The 17,778-nt window shown below is 70.2% G+C and carries 18 protein-coding genes and 1 tRNA gene; 12 read left to right on the forward strand and 7 right to left on the reverse strand.

The window, feature by feature from the left end:
* Positions 1 to 13: 13 nt before the first annotated feature.
* Together B4N89_RS14875 and B4N89_RS51375 are read right to left on the reverse strand one after the other, a co-directional pair.
* Entirely contained in the window at positions 14 to 691 is a 678-nt protein-coding gene (locus B4N89_RS14875; protein WP_235618621.1) for an XRE family transcriptional regulator, read from the reverse strand.
* The gene (locus B4N89_RS51375) at positions 634 to 990 is read right to left on the reverse strand and encodes a helix-turn-helix domain-containing protein (protein WP_235618622.1); all 357 of its coding nucleotides are present in this window, start codon (positions 988 to 990) and stop codon (positions 634 to 636) included. Before B4N89_RS51375 ends, B4N89_RS14875 begins: the two co-directional genes overlap by 58 nt.
* Positions 991 to 1,115: 125 nt before the next feature.
* Between B4N89_RS51375 and B4N89_RS14880 the strand changes: the two genes are divergently transcribed.
* The 3 genes from B4N89_RS14880 to B4N89_RS14885 all read left to right on the forward strand — a co-directional run bounded on the left by B4N89_RS14880 (position 1,116) and on the right by B4N89_RS14885 (position 2,518).
* Positions 1,116 to 1,934 (forward strand): NAD(P)H-dependent oxidoreductase, encoded by an 819-nt coding sequence (locus B4N89_RS14880; RefSeq protein ID WP_078976320.1) that lies wholly within the window; start codon positions 1,116 to 1,118, stop codon positions 1,932 to 1,934.
* Between the two features lie 239 nt (positions 1,935 to 2,173).
* Positions 2,174 to 2,311, forward strand: coding sequence for a DLW-39 family protein (locus B4N89_RS50710; RefSeq protein ID WP_170222265.1), 138 nt, complete (start codon positions 2,174 to 2,176; stop codon positions 2,309 to 2,311).
* A gap of 134 nt (positions 2,312 to 2,445) precedes the next feature.
* A tRNA-Ala gene (locus tag B4N89_RS14885) sits at positions 2,446 to 2,518 on the forward strand.
* 86 nt (positions 2,519 to 2,604) lie between these two features.
* Here the strand turns inward: B4N89_RS14885 and B4N89_RS49785 are convergent.
* Positions 2,605 to 3,213, reverse strand: a complete 609-nt coding sequence (locus B4N89_RS49785; RefSeq protein WP_235618918.1) for a DUF5324 family protein — start codon at positions 3,211 to 3,213, stop codon at positions 2,605 to 2,607.
* Positions 3,214 to 3,414: 201 nt separating this feature from the next.
* Between B4N89_RS49785 and B4N89_RS49790 the strand changes: the two genes are divergently transcribed.
* Both B4N89_RS49790 and B4N89_RS14900 read left to right on the forward strand, forming a co-directional pair.
* Complete coding sequence (locus B4N89_RS49790) at positions 3,415 to 3,945, forward strand: peptidylprolyl isomerase (protein WP_161500721.1); 531 nt, start codon at positions 3,415 to 3,417, stop codon at positions 3,943 to 3,945.
* Positions 3,946 to 4,007: 62 nt separating this feature from the next.
* Positions 4,008 to 4,889, forward strand: a complete 882-nt coding sequence (locus B4N89_RS14900; protein WP_078976323.1) for a rhomboid family intramembrane serine protease — start codon at positions 4,008 to 4,010, stop codon at positions 4,887 to 4,889.
* A 238-nt stretch (positions 4,890 to 5,127) separates the two neighbouring features.
* Here the strand turns inward: B4N89_RS14900 and crgA are convergent, their stop codons facing one another.
* Positions 5,128 to 5,379, reverse strand: coding sequence for a cell division protein CrgA (gene crgA / locus B4N89_RS14905; protein ID WP_078976324.1), 252 nt, complete (start codon positions 5,377 to 5,379; stop codon positions 5,128 to 5,130).
* 130 nt (positions 5,380 to 5,509) lie between these two features.
* Here crgA and B4N89_RS14910 point away from each other — a divergent pair, with 130 nt between their 5' ends.
* From B4N89_RS14910 to B4N89_RS14940, 7 genes are all read left to right on the forward strand, one after another.
* Positions 5,510 to 6,259, forward strand: coding sequence for a DUF881 domain-containing protein (locus B4N89_RS14910; RefSeq protein WP_078976325.1), 750 nt, complete (start codon positions 5,510 to 5,512; stop codon positions 6,257 to 6,259).
* 49 nt (positions 6,260 to 6,308) lie between these two features.
* Complete coding sequence (locus tag B4N89_RS14915) at positions 6,309 to 7,004, forward strand: class E sortase (RefSeq protein ID WP_078979366.1); 696 nt, start codon at positions 6,309 to 6,311, stop codon at positions 7,002 to 7,004.
* 61 nt (positions 7,005 to 7,065) lie between these two features.
* Positions 7,066 to 7,332: a hypothetical protein gene (locus B4N89_RS14920; protein ID WP_078976326.1), complete on the forward strand. Its 267-nt coding sequence runs from the start codon at positions 7,066 to 7,068 to the stop codon at positions 7,330 to 7,332.
* Positions 7,329 to 7,967: an aminodeoxychorismate/anthranilate synthase component II gene (locus B4N89_RS14925; protein ID WP_078976327.1), complete on the forward strand. Its 639-nt coding sequence runs from the start codon at positions 7,329 to 7,331 to the stop codon at positions 7,965 to 7,967. Before B4N89_RS14920 ends, B4N89_RS14925 begins: the two co-directional genes overlap by 4 nt.
* 353 nt (positions 7,968 to 8,320) lie before the next feature.
* Positions 8,321 to 9,403, forward strand: a complete 1,083-nt coding sequence (locus B4N89_RS14930) for a class E sortase (protein WP_078976328.1) — start codon at positions 8,321 to 8,323, stop codon at positions 9,401 to 9,403.
* A gap of 65 nt (positions 9,404 to 9,468) precedes the next feature.
* Positions 9,469 to 10,224, forward strand: a complete 756-nt coding sequence (locus tag B4N89_RS14935) for a class E sortase (RefSeq protein ID WP_078976329.1) — start codon at positions 9,469 to 9,471, stop codon at positions 10,222 to 10,224.
* Between the two features lie 111 nt (positions 10,225 to 10,335).
* Positions 10,336 to 12,348 carry an NACHT domain-containing protein gene (locus tag B4N89_RS14940; RefSeq protein ID WP_161500722.1) on the forward strand — a complete coding sequence of 671 codons (2,013 nt, stop codon included), beginning with the start codon at positions 10,336 to 10,338 and terminating at the stop codon, positions 12,346 to 12,348.
* A gap of 80 nt (positions 12,349 to 12,428) precedes the next feature.
* Here the strand turns inward: B4N89_RS14940 and pknB are convergent, their stop codons facing one another.
* The 3 genes from pknB to B4N89_RS14955 form a co-directional block, all read right to left on the reverse strand.
* Positions 12,429 to 14,330, reverse strand: a complete 1,902-nt coding sequence (gene pknB, locus B4N89_RS14945; RefSeq protein WP_078976331.1) for a Stk1 family PASTA domain-containing Ser/Thr kinase — start codon at positions 14,328 to 14,330, stop codon at positions 12,429 to 12,431.
* A 206-nt stretch (positions 14,331 to 14,536) separates the two neighbouring features.
* Positions 14,537 to 16,066 carry a peptidoglycan D,D-transpeptidase FtsI family protein gene (locus B4N89_RS14950; RefSeq protein WP_078976332.1) on the reverse strand — a complete coding sequence of 510 codons (1,530 nt, stop codon included), beginning with the start codon at positions 16,064 to 16,066 and terminating at the stop codon, positions 14,537 to 14,539.
* A 34-nt stretch (positions 16,067 to 16,100) separates the two neighbouring features.
* Positions 16,101 to 17,768: an FtsW/RodA/SpoVE family cell cycle protein gene (locus B4N89_RS14955; RefSeq protein WP_078976333.1), complete on the reverse strand. Its 1,668-nt coding sequence runs from the start codon at positions 17,766 to 17,768 to the stop codon at positions 16,101 to 16,103.
* Positions 17,769 to 17,778 lie beyond the last annotated feature (10 nt).

A 17,778-nucleotide genomic window follows, 5' to 3' on the forward strand; every position in this document is an offset into this window, starting at 1 on the left:
CGTCGGGGCTCGATCAAATCGGAGAGGCTTCGGTGGCTTCGGCCGGGTCGGGGGTGGTTGCCTGTGCGACGAGTGTGGCCAGGCGGGACAGGGCGGTTGCCGCCGGGGAGTTCGGGCGGGCGCGGAAGACGTGGATCTCCAGGGCGGTGTCACCGGTCGGGGTGGGGACGCGCAGCGTCTCGTAGTCCAGATGCATCGGGCCGACCGCCGGGTGGTGCACGCTCTTGTGGCCGGCGCCGCAGACCAGCACCTTTCCGGTGGCCCAGATCCGCCGGAAATCGGCGCTGTGCGTGGAGAGTTCGGTGATCAGCGCGGCCAGCTCCGTGTCGTCGGGGTAGCGCCCGGCCGAGACCCGCAGTTGGCCCACCGCGTCCTCGGCCCGTTCCTCCCACTCGGGGAACACGAGGCGGGAGCCGGGGTCGAGGAAGAGGAACCTGGCGTTGTTGCGGTCGCGGCGGCCCGGGTCGGCCAGGCCGCCGACGAGTTCGGCGCCCAGGTCGTTCCAGGCCACCGTGTCCAGGCGGTGGTTCGTGGCGAAGGCCGGGAGCCGGGTCAGCGAGTCCAGGATCTGTTGGATCAGCGGGCTGACCCGGGCCGTTGGCGCGGGGATGCGGCGGGTGCCGGCCAGCGTGATCAGGTGTCGGTGCTCGGCGGCGTCGAGGCCGAGCGCCCGGGCGAGTGCGTCGAGCACCTCGGGGAGGGCTGGGTGGCCCGACCCTGTTCGAGGCGTACGTAGTAGTCGACGCTGATCCCGGCGAGCTGGGCCAACTCCTCGCGGCGCAGGCCGCGGACCCGGCGTCGATGGCCGCCGACGAGCCCGACGTGCTCCGGTGCGACGCGGCTTCGGCGGGCCCGCAGGAAGCCGCCCAGCGCGCGCCGGGCATCGCCGACGCCTTCGACCTCGTCGTCGGTGTGCGCCGCGGGCGGGGCCGCCACCCCGGTGCGCCGCTCGGTGCCGGTCGTACGCTCGCCCTGCTCCACCCCGTTCATGCGGTCAAGTATGCGCGGGCACCGCCCGGACCGGCCCTGTGTGGTCCTCGTGATACCAGGAACGGGGTTCCGCCGGTTGAACCGGGTCCTGGCTACCCGTTCGCGCCCGGAGGACCGTTGGTCCCATGAACCCCACCACACCGCAGACCGGCCGGCCCTCGCCCTCGACCTCGCCGCGAAAGGTCCTCGTCGTCGCCGCCCATCCCGAGCCGCGCTCGCTCAACGGCGCGCTGACCGAGTTCGCCGTCGAGCGGCTGCGGGCGGCGGGGCACCACGTGCGGGTGTCCGACCTGTACGCGATGAAGTGGAAGGCGGCCGTGGACGGCGACGACTTCCCGGAGCACGTCGCGGACGACCGCCTTCGGGTGATGGCCGAGTCGCAGCGGGCCACGCTGGCCGGGCGGCTGGCCCCGGAGATCGCCGCCGAGCAGGAGAAGGTGCTCTGGGCGGACGCGGTCGTCCTGCAGTTCCCGATGTGGTGGTTCTCCGCGCCGGCGATGTTGAAGGGGTGGATCGACAGGGTGTTCACCGCCGGATTCGCCTACGGTCCGGAGGTCCCGCCCCCGTACAGCGAGGGCGCGTTGGCCGGGCGGCGGGCGTTGTTGTCGGTGACGGCCGGCGCCCGGGAGACCGCGTTCTCCGACCGGGGCATCCACGGGCGGTTGGCGGAACTGCTCTTCCCGCTCCAGCACGGGTTGTTCTGGTTCGCCGGCCTGACCCCGCTGGAGCCGTTCGCGGTGTTCGGTTCGAACGACGTCTCGCCGGAGCGGTTCGAGGCGGCGAAGGAGGAGTACGGCCGACGGCTGGACGCGCTGTTCACCGACGAGCCGGTGGCCTTCCGCTCGCTCGTCGGCGGCGACTACGACCGCGAGATGCGGTTGTTGTCGGGCATCGAGGAGCCCGGGACGAGCGGGATCGACTTGCACGTGCGGTCGGGTGCCTGAGTCCGGGGTCCGGTCGCGCCCGATCGGCCGGTACGCGGGGGTGGTTCGAGGCCGTGAAACGGGCGGCGACCTGCGCGGACCGGCTCCGCCGGAGGCCGACGACCTGCGCTCGGACCACGACTTTCGGTATTGGTCGGTGCCTCGGTCCACCTGTTATTGTCGAGCCCGACCCGACCGCAGCGCCCACGGCACGCGGACAGGTGCACGAACGTCACTCGCAGGACGGAGAGGCCACGCTGATGAAGAAGCTGATCCTGGTGGCTTTGGCTGCTGTAGCCGGCCTGTTGGTCTACCGGCAGATTCAGGCGGATCGGGCCGAGCAGGATCTGTGGACCGAGGCGACGGACGCGGTTCCGGCGGGTACCGGCACTCGCTGAGCAGATCGTGCGGGAGACACCGCAGAGGCTTGACCCCACCCGGGGAGTGCCACGTTTCACGTGAAACGCCGCCATTCCCCGGGTGAGGTGTCGTGAAATCGCGGCCCGGTTGCCGCTAACCTGGTTCGGTACGAGGGGCCTTAGCTCAGCTGGTAGAGCGCTGCCTTTGCAAGGCAGATGTCAGGGGTTCGACTCCCCTAGGCTCCACGCGGGATTCATCCAAGAATCCACAGCTCGCGATACGACGAAGGGCCCGGCATGATGCCGGGCCCTTCGTCGTGTGCTCGGGCGGGTCAGTCGGTGTCCCGCTTCGGGGCGGTCGAGCGGAACTCGTCCTCGGTGAGCTTGACCTCGTCGTCGAGGGAAGCGGGAGTGCGCGGGGTGGTGGCGGAGCCCTGGAGGGCCTCGTCGGGTTCGTCGGTCAGCCACTCCGGCCGGGCGTTGCGACGGCGCCACCACGAGAAGGCCGCGAAGCCGCCGCCCGCGACGAGCGTGATCAACAGGAACTTGCGGCCGCGCGCCCGACGCCGCTTGGCGCGGCCGACCCGGGCGACGTCCTCGGCGCTGATCTCGCCCTTGAGGACGGACAGTGCGGCGCCGGCCCGCAGGCGGGCCTCGTCGCGGACGGGCTCGGCGGCGCCCCGGGCCTGGTCGACCGCCGAGTGCACACGCGGAACAACGTCGTGGCGGACCCGATGGCGGGCCGTCTCCACGGCGTGCCCGACGTGCGGTGCGGCCGTCTCCTTGGCGTTCACCAGCGCGGGTACCACCTTGTCGCGGGTGGTCTCGACCGCTCGCTCACGCGCCGCGCCCGCGTAGTGGATCGCCGCCTCCTTGGCATGCGCGGCGTGTGGGGCAAGCCGGTCCCTCGTCCTGCCGGTTGCCTCGCGTACCGGATCCATGCGGGTCACGACATCCTCCTCCTCGCCGGGTTCATCCGCTATCTGTTCCCGACGATCCCGGGATCATGCGCCGCGTATCGGCGCGGGATCCGTACGGTGGAACGGTGTCCGCGACGGTCTCGTGGCAGGAGCCGCCCGCGGCATGCGAGGATTTCGAGGATTCAAGAAGACCGTCCGTGTAACCGTAGGGAAGGCGCATCAGTGGCCGAGGAACTTTTCGCCACCATCAAGACCAACCACGGGGACATCCGCATCCGGTTGTTCCCGAACCACGCACCGAAGACGGTCGCGAACTTCGTGGAGCTGTCGCAGGGGCAGCGCGAGTGGGTCCACCCGGCCAAGGGGCAGAAGACCACCGACCGCCTCTACGACGGCACCGTGTTCCACCGCGTCATCTCCGGCTTCATGATCCAGGGCGGTGACCCGCTGGGCACCGGCACCGGTGGCCCCGGCTACCGCTTCGCCGACGAGTTCCACCCCGACCTGGCGTTCTCCAAGCCGTACCTGCTGGCGATGGCCAACGCCGGACCGGGCACCAACGGTTCGCAGTTCTTCATCACCGTGGGTGCCACGCCGCACCTGAACAACAAGCACACCATCTTCGGTGAGGTCGCCGACGGGGAGAGCCGCAAGGTCGTCGACGCGATCGCCGGTACCCAGACCGACATGCGCGACCGTCCCGCCTCCGACGTCGTGATCAACACGGTCGAGGTCGAGACCGTCTCGTCCTGAACCCCGAGCGCACGGGCCGGGGCCTTCGGGTCCCGGCCCGCGGCGCGTGCCTGAAGGTGAGCATGAGCCCCGACGAGCAGCAGCCGAGCGCGACCGGTCCGGCCGGTCCGCCCGTGTGTTACCGGCATCCCGATCGGGAGTCGAACATTCGCTGTACGCGCTGCGAGCGGCCCGTCTGCGGCGATTGCATGGTGAGCGCGTCCGTCGGCTTCCAGTGCCCGGACTGTGTCCGGCAGGGCAGTCGGCAGGTACGCGAGGCGCGCACCGTCGCGGGTGGCCGGGTCGCGCCCACGACCGCGACCGCGATCGTGACCAAGACCCTGATCGGGCTCAACCTCGCCGTCTTCGTGCTGGTCCAAGTCGTCGGCAACACGTTCGTGGACCGGTGGATACTGGTCGGCCGCTTCTTCATGGGCGGCGAGTGGCAGGGTGTTGCCGAGGGCCAGTGGTACCGCCTGCTCACCGCGACGTTCCTGCACCAGCAGTTCTGGCACATCGGGTTGAACATGCTCGGCCTGTGGATGCTGGGGCCGCCGCTCGAGGCGGCGCTGGGCCGGAGCCGGTTCGTCGCCCTCTACCTGGTCGCGGGTCTGGGCGGCAGCGCGCTGTCGTATCTGATCGCCGAACCGAACCAGGGCTCGCTGGGCGCCTCGGGCGCGTTGTTCGGGCTGTTCGGCGCGATGATCGTGCTCGGTCGGCGGATGAACTACGACCTGAAACCGCTGATCATCCTGCTGGCGCTGAACCTGATGATCACGTTCCTCAACATGAGCACGATCGACTGGCGCGCACACCTCGGGGGACTGGTCGCGGGCACCCTCGCCGCGATCGGTGTGGTCTACGCGCCGGCGCGGCAGCGGACCCTGGTCCAGGTGGGCAGCCTGCTCGCGGTGTTGGCGATCGTCGTGGCGATCGTGCTGATCCGGACCGCGCAGATCGTCTGAGGCAAGAGAGCAAGAGGCAGCCGGTACGCGACCCCGGGCGCCGTCCGAAGCCCGAGCGTGGTCACTCGATGAGTCCTACCAATGACCCGGAGTGATGAATCCGGGATGCGAGCCGTTACCCACATCCCGGCCGGTCGTTGGACCGTAATGGGTTATCCACAGGATCTGCCCAGTTATCCCCACTGTGGATAACTCTGTGGAGTCTCCCCGGGAGAACTCGCTGAGCTGCGCGGACGCGCTACTTCCACTGAGTGGAGACGCCGAAGCCGGCGGCGATGAAGCCGAAGCCGACGACGATGTTCCAGTTCTTCAGGGACTCGATCGGGAAGCGCATGTCGGTCACGTAGAAGACCACGATCCACAGCAGGCCGATCGCGAAGAGAGCCAGCATGAACGGCGCCACCCAGCGGCGCGAGTCCAGCTTTATGGTCGTCTTCTTGACCGGCGGCGGGGTGAAGTCGTCCTTCTTACGGATCCGGGACTTCGGCACGAGAGTCTCTCCTGTCGATGTAGCCGGACGAGTGGGTGCGCAGCACACGCGACACGATCCGGTGATGTGTCGGTTAGCGTAGTCGCTGTCAGGTCCGGAAGGAGGGTACGGCGACGTGCGTATCTTCGCCATGCGGCCGTCCGGGATGTCCTGGCGTGCGATCGTACCCCGATTGTCCGCACTCGTGGTGTTCGCCCTGGCCGGTCTGCTCTTCTGGATCAGCGCCGACACCTCCCACGGCACCAATCTGCGCAGCGACGCGCAGATGCTCAAACTCTCCGACGTGATCCGGGATCAGGGTCGGCGCAACGAGGGTGCCCAGCAGGACCTGTCCAAGCTGCAGCGGGACGTGGACGGGCTGGTCCAGGAGCAGGCCAACGACCCCCAGGCGCGCGGTCGCATCGACGCGGTCGCGGACCCGGCCGGGGTCACCCCGGTCTCCGGCGAGGGCCTGACGGTCACCCTGACCGACGCCCCGCCCGACGCCAAGTCCCGCGTGCCCGGCGTGCGCGAGCCCACCGCCGACGACCTCGTGGTGCACCAGCAGGACATCCAGGGCGTGGTGAACGCGCTGTGGAACGGCGGCGCGCGGGCGATCCAGATCATGGACCAGCGGATCGTGGCCACGTCCGCGGTGCGCTGCGTCGGCAACACGCTGATCCTGCACGGCCGGGTGTACTCGCCCCCGTACGTCATCTCGGCGGTCGGCGACATCGGCGCCCTGCGACGTGCTCTGGACCAGAGCAAGAGCGTGTCCAACTACACCGACTACGTCGAGGCGTTCGGCCTCGGGTGGAAGGTCGAGGACCGCAAGCGCATCGATGCGCCGGGGTATACGGGCCCGCTGGGCCTGGAGTATGCGAAAGTCTCCGGGACGTGATCGGCAGCGGTGAACCGAGGGGAGTCTGACGACAGTGTTGCGGACCACGATGCGAGGCCTCGGGGAGGTCTTCATCACACTGGGCGTCGTCATCCTGCTGTTCGTCGTCTATCAGCTCTACTGGACCGGCGTGCTGGCCGATCGTGCGCGGGCAGACGAGATGCACAAGCTCGACGAGGCGCGCAAGCGGATCGGGGCGACCGCGCCCAAGGACGTGCCGGTCGCGCAGGTGCCCGCGGCGCAGGCCCCGTACGAGGACGATGAGCCCTTCGGGACCATGTACATCCCCCGTTTCGGTGACGGTTGGTACAAGACGATCCGGCCCGGGGTCACGCCCAAGGAGCTGCAGAAGGGCCTGGGTTGGTACAAGGGCAGCGCGCAGGCGGGTCAGGACGGCAACTTCGCCATCGCGGGGCACCGCAAGACGTACGGCGACCCGTTCCTGAACGTGCCCAAGCTGCAGGTGGGCGACAAGGTCGTGATCGAGGGCATCACCGAGTGGTTCGTCTACTCGATCGACAAGCCGGTCAGCCTTCCCGGGGACAAGGCGGTCCTGAAGACCGTTCCCGAGGATGTGCACGTGCTCGACCCGGTGCCGGCGAAGGCCTATACGACGGCCGGGAAATACATCACCCTGACCACCTGCGAACCCGAGTTCGGCAGCACGCACCGGTTGATCGTCTGGGGTCACCTGGAGTCGCGCACCCCGCTGTCGTCCGGTCGGCCGGCGGCGTTGCAGGGATGAGCGGAGCGGGGATGAGCGAGTCGAACCGCGCGGGCGGCGAGCGAGAGAGGGCCTTGGCCTGATGTACGGCTGGATCTGGCGCACCCTGCCGGGGAACGTGTGGGTGAAGCTCCTGCTCTCCCTGGTCCTGGTGCTGGCCATCGTGTACGCGCTGTTCACGTGGGTCTTCCCGTGGGCCGAACCCCTGCTGCCGTTCAGCGATGTGACGGTCGATCAGGACAGCGTGACGAACACCACCGGACCCGGCGGCGCGCCGCGTCCGGCGGGTGCGACCTCGGCGGGGTCAGCGGGGTCGCCCTCGTCGCTGCCGGGAGGACTGCCGGGATGAGCGCGCGCATTCTCGTCGTGGACAACTACGACAGCTTCGTCTTCAACCTCGTGCAGTACCTCTATCAACTCGGGGCGACCTGCGAGGTGCGGCGCAACGACGCGGTGACCGTCGAGGAGGCCGAGGAATTCGACGGCGTACTGCTGTCCCCGGGCCCCGGTACACCCGAGGGTGCCGGGATCTGCATGGAGATGGTGCGCCGCGAGGGCGGCCGGGTGCCGGTCTTCGGGGTGTGCCTCGGGATGCAGTCCATCGCGGCGGCGCACGGCGCTACCGTTGGCCGGGCGCCCGAGCTTCTCCACGGCAAGACCAGCCCTGTGGTGCATGAGGGGGCGGGCGTCTTCGCCGGCCTGCCGTCGCCGTTCACCGCGACGCGCTATCACTCGCTCGCGGTGGATCCGGACACGATTCCGGCCGAACTGGAGGTGACCGCATGGACCGGGACCGGCGTGATCATGGGCCTGCGGCACCGCGACCGACCGGTCGAAGGCGTGCAGTTCCACCCGGAGTCGGTGCTGACGGAGTACGGCCACCGGATGCTGGCGAACTGGCTGGTGAGCTGCGGGGACCCGACGGCGCCGAACCGGTCGGCGGGTCTGGCACCCGTCGTCGGGCGCACGCCGCTCCCGGCCTGACGGAGAGGTCGATACCCGACGGCGGGTACGGGGCGGGCGCGGCCGGGCCGTACGGGTCGGGGGGCGCCTCGTACGGTCCGGACGGAGGCGGTTCCCACGCCTCGGGCGGCGGTGGACGGCACGGAGCGGGCGGCGGCCGGCACGGGGCAGGCGGCGGCGGGCGGCACGGGGCGGGTGAACCGGCCCCGTATGCGCCCGAGGACTATGCGCGGGACCTGGTCGACCCCGGCTTCACGGCACCGCCCACAGCGGCCCTTCCGGCGGTTTCGGATCCGGTTCCGGGCGGGCGCGCGGCCCGTCGGCGGGCCGCACAGCGGCAGCGGGCCGAGTCGGTCGAGGAGACGGCGGTCTTCATGCCGCCGGCGGCGCCGGCGGCGGCACCTCGGGCGCTGCCGGGGGCGCGGGCTGCGGCGGGTGCGCCGGACACGGTGGGCGCGACGGACGCCGCGGACGCGTCCGACGCGATCGATGCGTGGTTTCGGACCGACGCGGGGGTGGTGAGCGCCGATCCGGTGCTCGACCCGGCGTATGCGCCCGCTCCGGAGGCTGTTCCGCGGTCGACGCCGACGCCGGCCGCGGCGGACGGCGGCGCGGTCGTACCCGGCGGGCGGGCGGAGCGGCGCAAGGCGCAGCGGAAGAAGGCCGGCCGCGGCGGCTCCCGTCCGCCGGCCCGCCCGGAGCCGGCCGCGGGCGCCGGACGCGCCGCCCGGCGGCGGGCGGCCAAGCCGTCGACGGGCGCGCGGATACTGACCGCCGGCGCCCGCCTCGTGGGGGAACTCGCGATGACGGTGGGCGTACTGCTGGTCCTGTACGTGGTGTACCTGACCTGGTGGACGAACATCGTGGCGGCGGAGAAGGCCCGGAACGAGGCGCACGACATACAGCAGAGCTGGAACGACACGCCCGGCCAGGTGATCGACCCGCGCAACCCCGGCCAGTACGTCGCCCCGAACAAGGGGTTCGCGCTGTTGTACATCCCCCGGATCGGGATGGAGAAGCAGGCGATAGCGGAGGGCACCGACCGGGGCAAGGTGCTCAACAACGGCCTGGTGGGCCACTACACCGACCCGAAGACGGCGATGCCGTGGGATGCCCAGGGCAACTTCGCGGTGGCCGCGCACCGCAACGGGCACGGCGAGCCGTTCCGCTACATCAACAAGCTCAAGCCCGGCGACAAACTGGTCGTGGAGACCGCGACCACGTACTTCACGTACACCGTCGACGCGGACCTGCCGCAGACCTCGCCGTCGCACATCCAGGTGATCGATCCGATCCCCGACAAGGGGCCGTACACCAAGCCCGGCCGCTACATCACGCTGACCACGTGCACGCCGGACGGCGCCTCGACGTATCGCCTGATCGTCTGGGGCCACCTGGAGGAGGAGCGGCCGCGTTCCCAGGGCAAACCGGACGCGCTGCTGTCCGGGGCGAAGTGACGGCGCATCACATTCCGGTCTCCGGGTCCTGACCGAACTTCTTGTCTGTGCCAAGCTGTCGACCCATGGGCGCTGTACGCAAAACCATTCGCGTCGGGGCGGAACTCCTCCTGACCCTGGGCCTGGTCGGCCTGCTGCTGTGTGTGCACCAGCTCTACTGGACCAACTTCGAAGCCCGGGCGGAGGCCCGCAACGAGGTGGAACAACTGCGCAAGGACTGGGCCAGACAGGGCACGCCCGAACCGCCCGCCGCGCAGCCGCCCACCGACGTCCTGGACGGCCCCACCGACGTGAGCGTGGACGGCGGCAAGGACGGCCAGAAGGTGGTGGGTTCGCACACCATCCGCGGCGAGACGCTGGCCATCCTGTGGATCCCCAGGCTCGGCTCGGGCTGGTACCAGCCGATCATCGAGGGGTCGAGCCTGGCCTCGCTCTCGAAGGGTGTCGGCCACTACACGTACCCGCCCTACGTCGGCCCCGGCGGCGCCGGCAACTTCGGCCTCGCCGGCCACCGCAACGGACACGGCGAGCCGTTCCGCCACCTGAACAGCCTGCGGGCGGGCGACAAGGTCGTGGTCGAGACCAAGTCCCAGTGGTTCACGTACACGATCGTCAAGGGCCCGTTCATCACCAGGCCCTCCAACGGCTCGGTCCTCACCGCCCGACCCCCGGATCTGGGCGGGCCCGCAGGGCGCAGCCTGATCACCCTGACCACGTGCGATCCGGAGTTCACCTCCAAGAACCGCATGATCTATTGGGGCGAACTCACCACGACGGACCCGAAACAGGGCGACGCGAAGCCGGCGGCCCTGCGCCGCTGAGCGCGGGGCGGGTGGGGGCGGTGCGGGGCGCCGGGAGGGTGTCGTCACGGTTCGGCACCGACGCCGACGATCGGGCGCCGGCGAGTGCCCACCGCGGTGATGATGCGCGGCATGGGGCGAGCGCGAACGGGGCGGGCGGCGTTGATCTACCTCGTCCTCCAAGTGGTGGCGGTGGCGTTGGCGCTGTGGATGAGCAAGCAGTTCCAGGTGGCGCGGTTGTCCGCCACCGCCGTCACGCTGACGCCGACGTTGCCGGGCGCCTACCTCGCCTGGCTCGCCTACCGCGACGATCGCCGCGAGGGCGCGGACCCGAACGCCAAGGCCGAAGTGCTCGCCGCCGCCGTCAGGGCCGAGGAGACCCGGCAGCGCGCCCAGTTGACCGGTGACGGCGCACACCGCATCGACCTGGCCTTCCGATACCACCGGGAACCGGCGAACAACGCCACGGGAGCCGCCGCCGGCGGCCGTCTGTCCACGGTCACCGACTACTACCGAGGCGTACGCCCCGCCCGCCTGGTCGTCACCGGCGCACCGGGCGCGGGCAAAACCGTGCTCGCGCTGGACCTCGTCCTGGGTCTGCTCACCGACCCGGCACGCACCGACGCCGACCCCGTCCCGGTACGCATCTCCCTGGCCGACTGGAACACCGAACTCCCCCTGGCCACATGGCTCACCGACCAGGTCCACCGGCGCTTCCGCGACCGGGGCATCAGCGCGGCCGACGCCGCCACCCTGGTCGAGCGGCACCGGATCCTCCCGGTCCTGGACGGCCTGGACGAGATGGACGCCGACACCACCGCCGTGCCGCGCCGCCGCGCCGTGGCCGCGCTGCGGCACCTCAACGCCTACCAGGACGCGGGCGGCAGCGCGCCCGTCGTGCTCACCTGCCGCACCGCGCAGTATCGCCAACTGGCCGCGCTCGACGTACGGATGCGCGAGGCGGCCCGCATCGAGATCGACCCGATCACCCCCGCACAGGCCGACGCCTACCTGACCAGCCGCAGCACCGACCCCACCCGTTGGCAACCGGTCGTGGCCGCCCTGTACGCCGCGCCGACGGGCACCCTCGCCCGCTCCCTCGACACCCCCTGGCGCCTCAACCTCGCCACCACCGTCCACGAGGAACGCGACCCCGACACGCTGCTCCCGGTACACGACCCGGCGGACCTGTGCGCCCTGGCCTCCCCCGGCGTGGTCCGCGACCACCTGCTCGGCCACTACCTGCCCGCCGCCGTCCGCCGACACCCCACCCGGCCCGGCCGGCACAGTCCCGAGCAGACCCACCGCCGGCTCGCCGAACTCGCCGGCCACCTCGCCCGCACGACGCCGACCCCCGGCACCGACCTCGTTCTGCACGAGTTGTGGCCCATGGCCGGCCGCCTGCGCGTGCGCGTCGCCGACGCACTCGCCGCACTCCTGACGATCGCGATCCTCGGCACCCTGGCCCTGGCGCTCGTCGGCTTCTCCGCAAGCGAGCCGAGCGACGCCGCCATACCGGCCCTGGGCGCCCTGGCCGCTGTGGTGCTCGCAGCCCGTGCCACGATCCCGGAACCCAAAATCATGCGCCTGCACCGGCTGTACGTCTCCGGCTCCTACCGCGTCCGGGTCATTGCCGGCGTCCTGACGGGCGTGTTCGTGATCGTGCTCGCGGTCGCCGTCGCGATCCGGTTCGCCGGCGGGTTCGTGGGAACGATCGCGGAAGGGGTCGTGATCGCGCTCGGGGTCGGCGGCACGGCGGGTCTGGTGGTGGCATTTGCGGGGCCCCTGACCGACGCTCCTCCCAACGACCCCCGCCGTCCGGTGCGGGACGATCTTGTGGTCGGGCTCGCGTTCGGGGTCGGGGTCGGGTTCACGTACGGGCTCGTGTTCGGAATTACCGCGGGCTTCGTGGGCGGGCTCACCACCGGGTTGGCGATCGGCCTCCCGGTCGGTCCGTACCTGTTCGCGGGCGCCGGCCGCCGCTACCTCGTATTCCTGTGCTGCGCCCGGCGCCGACTGCCTTGGCGCCTGGGCGCGTTCCTGCACTGGTCCTACGACGCCGGCCTGCTGCGCATCTCCGGCACGGCCTACCAATTCCGCCACCGCGAACTCCAGGAGTGGCTCGCAACCCACCCCGACCCCTGACCCGAACCCACCGAAGGCCCCACGGCCGAGGCCCCGGGAGCGTTCGGCTCTCGGGGCCTCGGTGCGGGGGTGCCTTCGGGTCAGTTCGGCCAGTTGCCGTGGCCGCCTCTCAGGTCGCCGCCCATGAGCGGGTTGCTGCCGCTGCCGCCGCCCTGGTTGTTGCCGCCGGACGGGGGCGGGCTGCTGGTGCCCGTGTTGCCGCCCGGGGTGCCCGTGGCCGGAGGGGCCGTGGTGGCCGGGGCCGGGCCCTTGGAGACGGTCAGGTTGATCGTGCCGCCCTCGTTGACCTTCGAGCCCGCGTTCTCGCTCTGCTTGAACACCTGGCCGGCCGGCTTCTCCGTCGTGTACTGGTCGGAGGACTTGGTGACCTTGAACCCGAGGTTCTCCAGCTTGGCCTTGGCGTCGTCGTAGCTCAGGCCGATCACCTGCGGCACCTGCACCTGCGTCTTGCCGGTGAAGATGTTGAGGGTGACCTTGTCGCCCTCGTTCAACTCGGCACCCGCGTCGGGGCTGGTCGAGCAGACGGTGTCCCGGGTGCAGTTGGTCAGCGTCTGGCTGCGCACGGGGTCGGCCAGGAGGCCGGCGTCCTTGAGCTTCTTGGTCGCGTCCTCCTCGGAGGCGCCCTTGAGGCCCGGCGGGACGGTGGTCTTCTTCGGGCCGCCGAAGGCCCAGACCTGGATGGTGTCGCCCTTCTTGGCGCTGCCTCCGGCCGTCGGGGTCTGCTTGCAGATGGTCCCCTTGGTCCCGGTGGCGTCCTTGGGGCACTGCGACGGGTCGTTGTTCATGTTGATCTTGAACCCGGCGTTGTCCACCGCCTTGGTGGCTTCCTCCAGGGTCTTGCCGGTCAGGGTGGGCACCGCCGCCGACTTGTCCTCGCCGTCGCCCATCAGGGTCTTGCCGATGAAGAAGGCGGCGACCAACACCGCGATGCAGGCCAGCGCCAGCAGGATCCAGGCACCGCCCCGGGACTTCTTCGGCTCGTCCCGGCGGCGGTCGTTGTCGTCGAGTTCGTACTGCCCGCCGGCCGGGCCCTGACCGTGTGCCGGGATGACCTGGGTCGCCCCGCCCGCCGTCGGCGGCAGGTACTGCGTCGCCGGGTCGGCCCCCATCGGCGCGGCCATCACGCTCGGCGCGCCCACCGGCAGGCCGTGCAGCGCCCGCTCGATGTCGGCGCGCATCTCGTCGGCGCTCTGGTACCGGTTGTCCGGGTTCTTCGCCAGCGACTTGAGCACGATCGAGTCGATGGTCGGCGAGACCTCCGGGTCGAACGTGCTCGGCGGCAGCGGGTCCTCGCGGACGTGCTGATAGGCCACCGCGACCGGGGAGTCACCGATGAACGGCGGGCGTTCGGTCAGCAGTTCGTAGAGCAGGCAGCCGGTGGAGTACAGGTCGGTCCGGGCGTCCACGGTCTCGCCGCGGGCCTGCTCCGGGGACAGGTACTGGGCGGTGCCGATCACGGCCGCGGTCTGCGTCATGGTCATGCCGTTGTCGGCCATGGACCGCGCGATGCCGAAGTCCATCACCTTGACCGTGCCCTGCCGCGTCAGCATGACGTTGGCGGGCTTGATGTCGCGGTGGATGATCCCGTTGCGGTGGCTGTACTCCAGCGCCTGGAGCACGCCGGCGGTCATCTCCAGAGCCCGTTCCGGCAGCAGCCGGCGGCCGGAGTGCAGCAGCTCGCGCAGCGTCGAGCCGTCCACGTACTCCATCACGATGTACGGGATCGAGATCCCGTCGATGTAGTCCTCGCCGGTGTCGTAGACCGCGACGATCGCCGGGTGGTTCAACGAGGCGGCCGACTGCGCCTCGCGGCGGAACCGGGCCTGGAACGTTGGGTCACGGGCGAGATCGGCGCGCAGTGTCTTGACCGCCACACTGCGTCCCAGACGAATGTCACGGCCCATGTACACCTCGGCCATGCCACCACGGCCGAGGACCGCGCCGATCTCGTACCGGTCGCCGAGGCGACGCGGCTCTTCCATAACTTCCAGCCCTTCCCTTACCGGTCCACGGCCTTCGGTCTTCGGCCGGCCGGTACCGCGGCGATTGCCCCGACGGTCCGGCACGTTCTCCGACACGGTACCGGTGTGGCGGCCCGGCGGGCCGTCACACCCGAGCCACGAGGGCACGTCGATATCTGATTGCAGTAGTGCTCGGAGTGACTATCGGGGTGATCGTGTGCCATGGCTCACTTCTTGACCACGGCTTCCATGATCGCCTTGGCGATCGGGCCGGCGAGCTGGCCCCCGGCGATGTCGCTGCGGTCGATCTCGGTGTCCGGCTCCACCACGACCGCGACGGCCACACTCTTGCCGTCCGGGCCCTTGGCGTACGAGACGAACCACGCGTACGGCTTCTTGCCGTTGTTGAACCCCTGCTGCGCGGTGCCGGTCTTGCCGCCGACCTCGACGCCCGGGATCGCGGCCGGCTTGCCGGTGCCGTCCTTGACGACGGCCTGCATCATGTCCCGCAGCTGTGCCGAGACCTCGGGCGAGACCGCCTCGCTGATCATCTGCGGTTGGGTCTTCTCCAGCACCGAGAGGTTCTGCGCCCGCAACTCGTCCACCACGTACGGCTTCATCACCTTGCCGTTGTTGGCGATCCCGGCGGCGACCATGGCCATCTCGATCGGGGTGGCCGCCACGCTCTCCTGGCCGATCGAGGCCCGCATGAGCTGTCCGCCGTCGTTGCTGCCCGGGAACAGGCTGGGCTTGGCCCGCGTGGGGATGTCGAGCGGATTGGTGTTGACACCCTTGCCGAAGTTGTTGAAGCCGAACTTCTCGGCCTGCTCCTTGAGCTTCGCCTCGCCGACGTCGGTGCCGAGCTGGGCGAAGACGGTGTTGCAGGACAGTTCGAGCGCCCGCTGCAGGGTGGCGCCGATGCAGCCCTGGTGCGAGGCCTCGCTCAGGCCCTGGTTCGAGGACGGGTAGAACAGCGTGTCGCCCTTGAGCGGGACCGCCGGCGCCTCGTTCGGCTTGGCCTTGCCCTCGGACAGCGCCGCCGCCGCGGTGATCAGCTTGAAGGTCGACCCGGGCGGATAGGTGTAGCGCAGCGCCCGGTTGTCCATCGGCATCTTCGGGTCGAACTTGGTGTCCGGCTTCTTCAGCTTCGGATTGGTGTCCAGGGTCATCTGGTCATACGCCTCGGCCACCGCGTTGCGGTCGTTCTGGGCCAGCACGTTCGGGTCGTAGGACGGCGTGCTGACCATCGCCAGCACCTTGCCGGTGTCCGGGTCGAGCGCCACCGCCGCGCCGGTCTTGTCCTTGAGGCCGTTGTACGCGGCCTCCTGCGCCTTGGCGTTGATCGTCAGCGCGACGTTGCCGCCCCGGGTGCCCTTGTTGGTGACCGTGTCGAGCACCTTGCGCACGAACAGCCGGCTGTCCTTGCCGCTGAGGATGTCGTCGTCGAGGTTCTCCAGCAGGTTGCTGCCGACGAACGGCGAGATGTAGCCGGTGACCGGCGCGTACATCGGGCCGAACTCGTACTTGCGCAGGAACTCGTACTGTTTGTCGTCGGTCTTGACCGAGCTGGTGATCGGCTTGTTCTCGACCAGGAAGTCGCCTCGCGGATGCGAGTACTTCTCGTAGATCGCCCGCTTGTTGTGGCTGTTGTTCGCGTAGTCGTCGGCCTTGACGACCTGGACCCAGTTGGCCCGCAGCATCAGTGCCGCGACCAGGATCAGACAGAAGACGGAGACCCGCCTCAACGGTTTGTTCACGGTGTTTCCCTCCCCTGGACGTGCGGTGCGGCGGTCACGGGTTCGGCCCGCCGGAGCCGCCCTGGCCCGGAGGGCCGAATGGAGCTCCGCCACCGGGGTTCGGCGGGGGGACGAATGGTCTGGGTGGCGTTCCGGAGCCGCCCGGAGGCGGGCTGCCGGGGCCACCGGGGGCGCTCGGCACCCCGCCCGCCACGGTCAGCGCCTCGGGATCGGGAGCCGAGGAACCGTCGGCGGGCGTCGCGCTCGGCGGCGGGGTGGTGCCCCCGGCCGGAGTGCCGTCGCGGCCCGAGGCGTGCGAGCCGCGACGAGGAGCAACTCCCGCGCCCGGGTCGAAGGTTCCGGCGGGCGGTGCGGGCCGGCGGGCGGTGTCGCTGATCCGGATCAGGATCGCCACCAGCGCCCAGTTGGTGATCACGGACGAGCCGCCCTGGGCCAGGAACGGCATCGTCATACCGGTCAGCGGGATCAGGCCGGTGACACCGCCCGCGACCACGAAGACCTGGAGCGCGATGGTGACCGACAGACCGGCCGCGAGCAGCTTGCCGAACGGGTCGCGCGCGGCCAGCGAGGTACGCAGACCACGCTCGATCAGCAGCGCGTACACCATGAAGATGGCCATCATCCCGGCCAGGCCCAACTCCTCGCCGACCGTGGTCAGGATGAAGTCGCTGCGCGCGGCGAAGCCGATCTCGGTCGGGTGGCCCTGGTTGAGGCCGGTGCCGAGCAGGCCGCCGGTGCCGTAGCCGAACAGGGCCTGGGCCAGCTGCTCGGACTGTACCGACCCGCTGCCGTTGTAGGCGGCCAGCGGATCCAGCCAGGCCGCCACGCGGTCGTGCACGTGCGGTTCGAGCGTGCCGACCACGACCGCGCCGCCGATGGCCATGAACAGACCGAACAGCAGCCAACTCGTGCGCTCGGTGGCCACGTAGAGCATGACCACGAACAGCCCGAAGAACAGCAGCGAGGTGCCGAGGTCGCGCTCGAACACCAGGATCAGGATGCTCAGCAGCCACACCACCACGATCGGGCCCATGTCCCGACCGCGCGGGAAGTACAGCCCCATCACCTTGCGGCTGGCCAGCGCGAGCGCGTCGCGTTTGGCCATCAGGTAACCCGCGAAGAAGATCGTCAGCACGATCTTGGTGAACTCGCCGGGCTGGAAGTTGAACGGGCCGAGCCGGATCCAGATCTTCGCGCCGTACATGTCGCCCGGGAACGGGATCGGCGACACGAGCAGGACCAGCGCGAGCGCCATGAACGTGTACGTGTAGCGCTGGAGCAGCCGGTGGTCCTTCAGGAGCACCACGATGCCCACGAACAGCCCGATGCCGATCGCCGAGTACATCAGCTGCGAACCGGCCGCCGCGGTGCCGTGCCTGCCGCCCAGGCCGATGCCCTTGACGATGTCCAGGTCGAGCCGATTGATGAACATCAGGCCCATGCCGTTGAGGAACGTGGCCAACGGCAGCAGCAGCGGGTCGGCGTACGGCGCGAACTTGCGGACCAGCAGGTGCGCGATTCCCGCGAAGACGCCGAGGCCGAAGCCGTACTTGATCACGCTGCCCATGGGCAGTGACCCGTCCCCCGCCAGTCCCACGTTGGCGTAGGCCAGCATCGGCACCAGGACCGCGAATCCGAGCATCATCAACTCGGTGTTGCGGCGATTCGGTGCGGCTTGGGGGGTGATCGTCGTGTTGCTCACGGCGCTCCCC

This window comes from Embleya scabrispora (genome assembly GCF_002024165.1).
GTDB lineage: Bacteria > Actinomycetota > Actinomycetes > Streptomycetales > Streptomycetaceae > Embleya > Embleya scabrispora_A.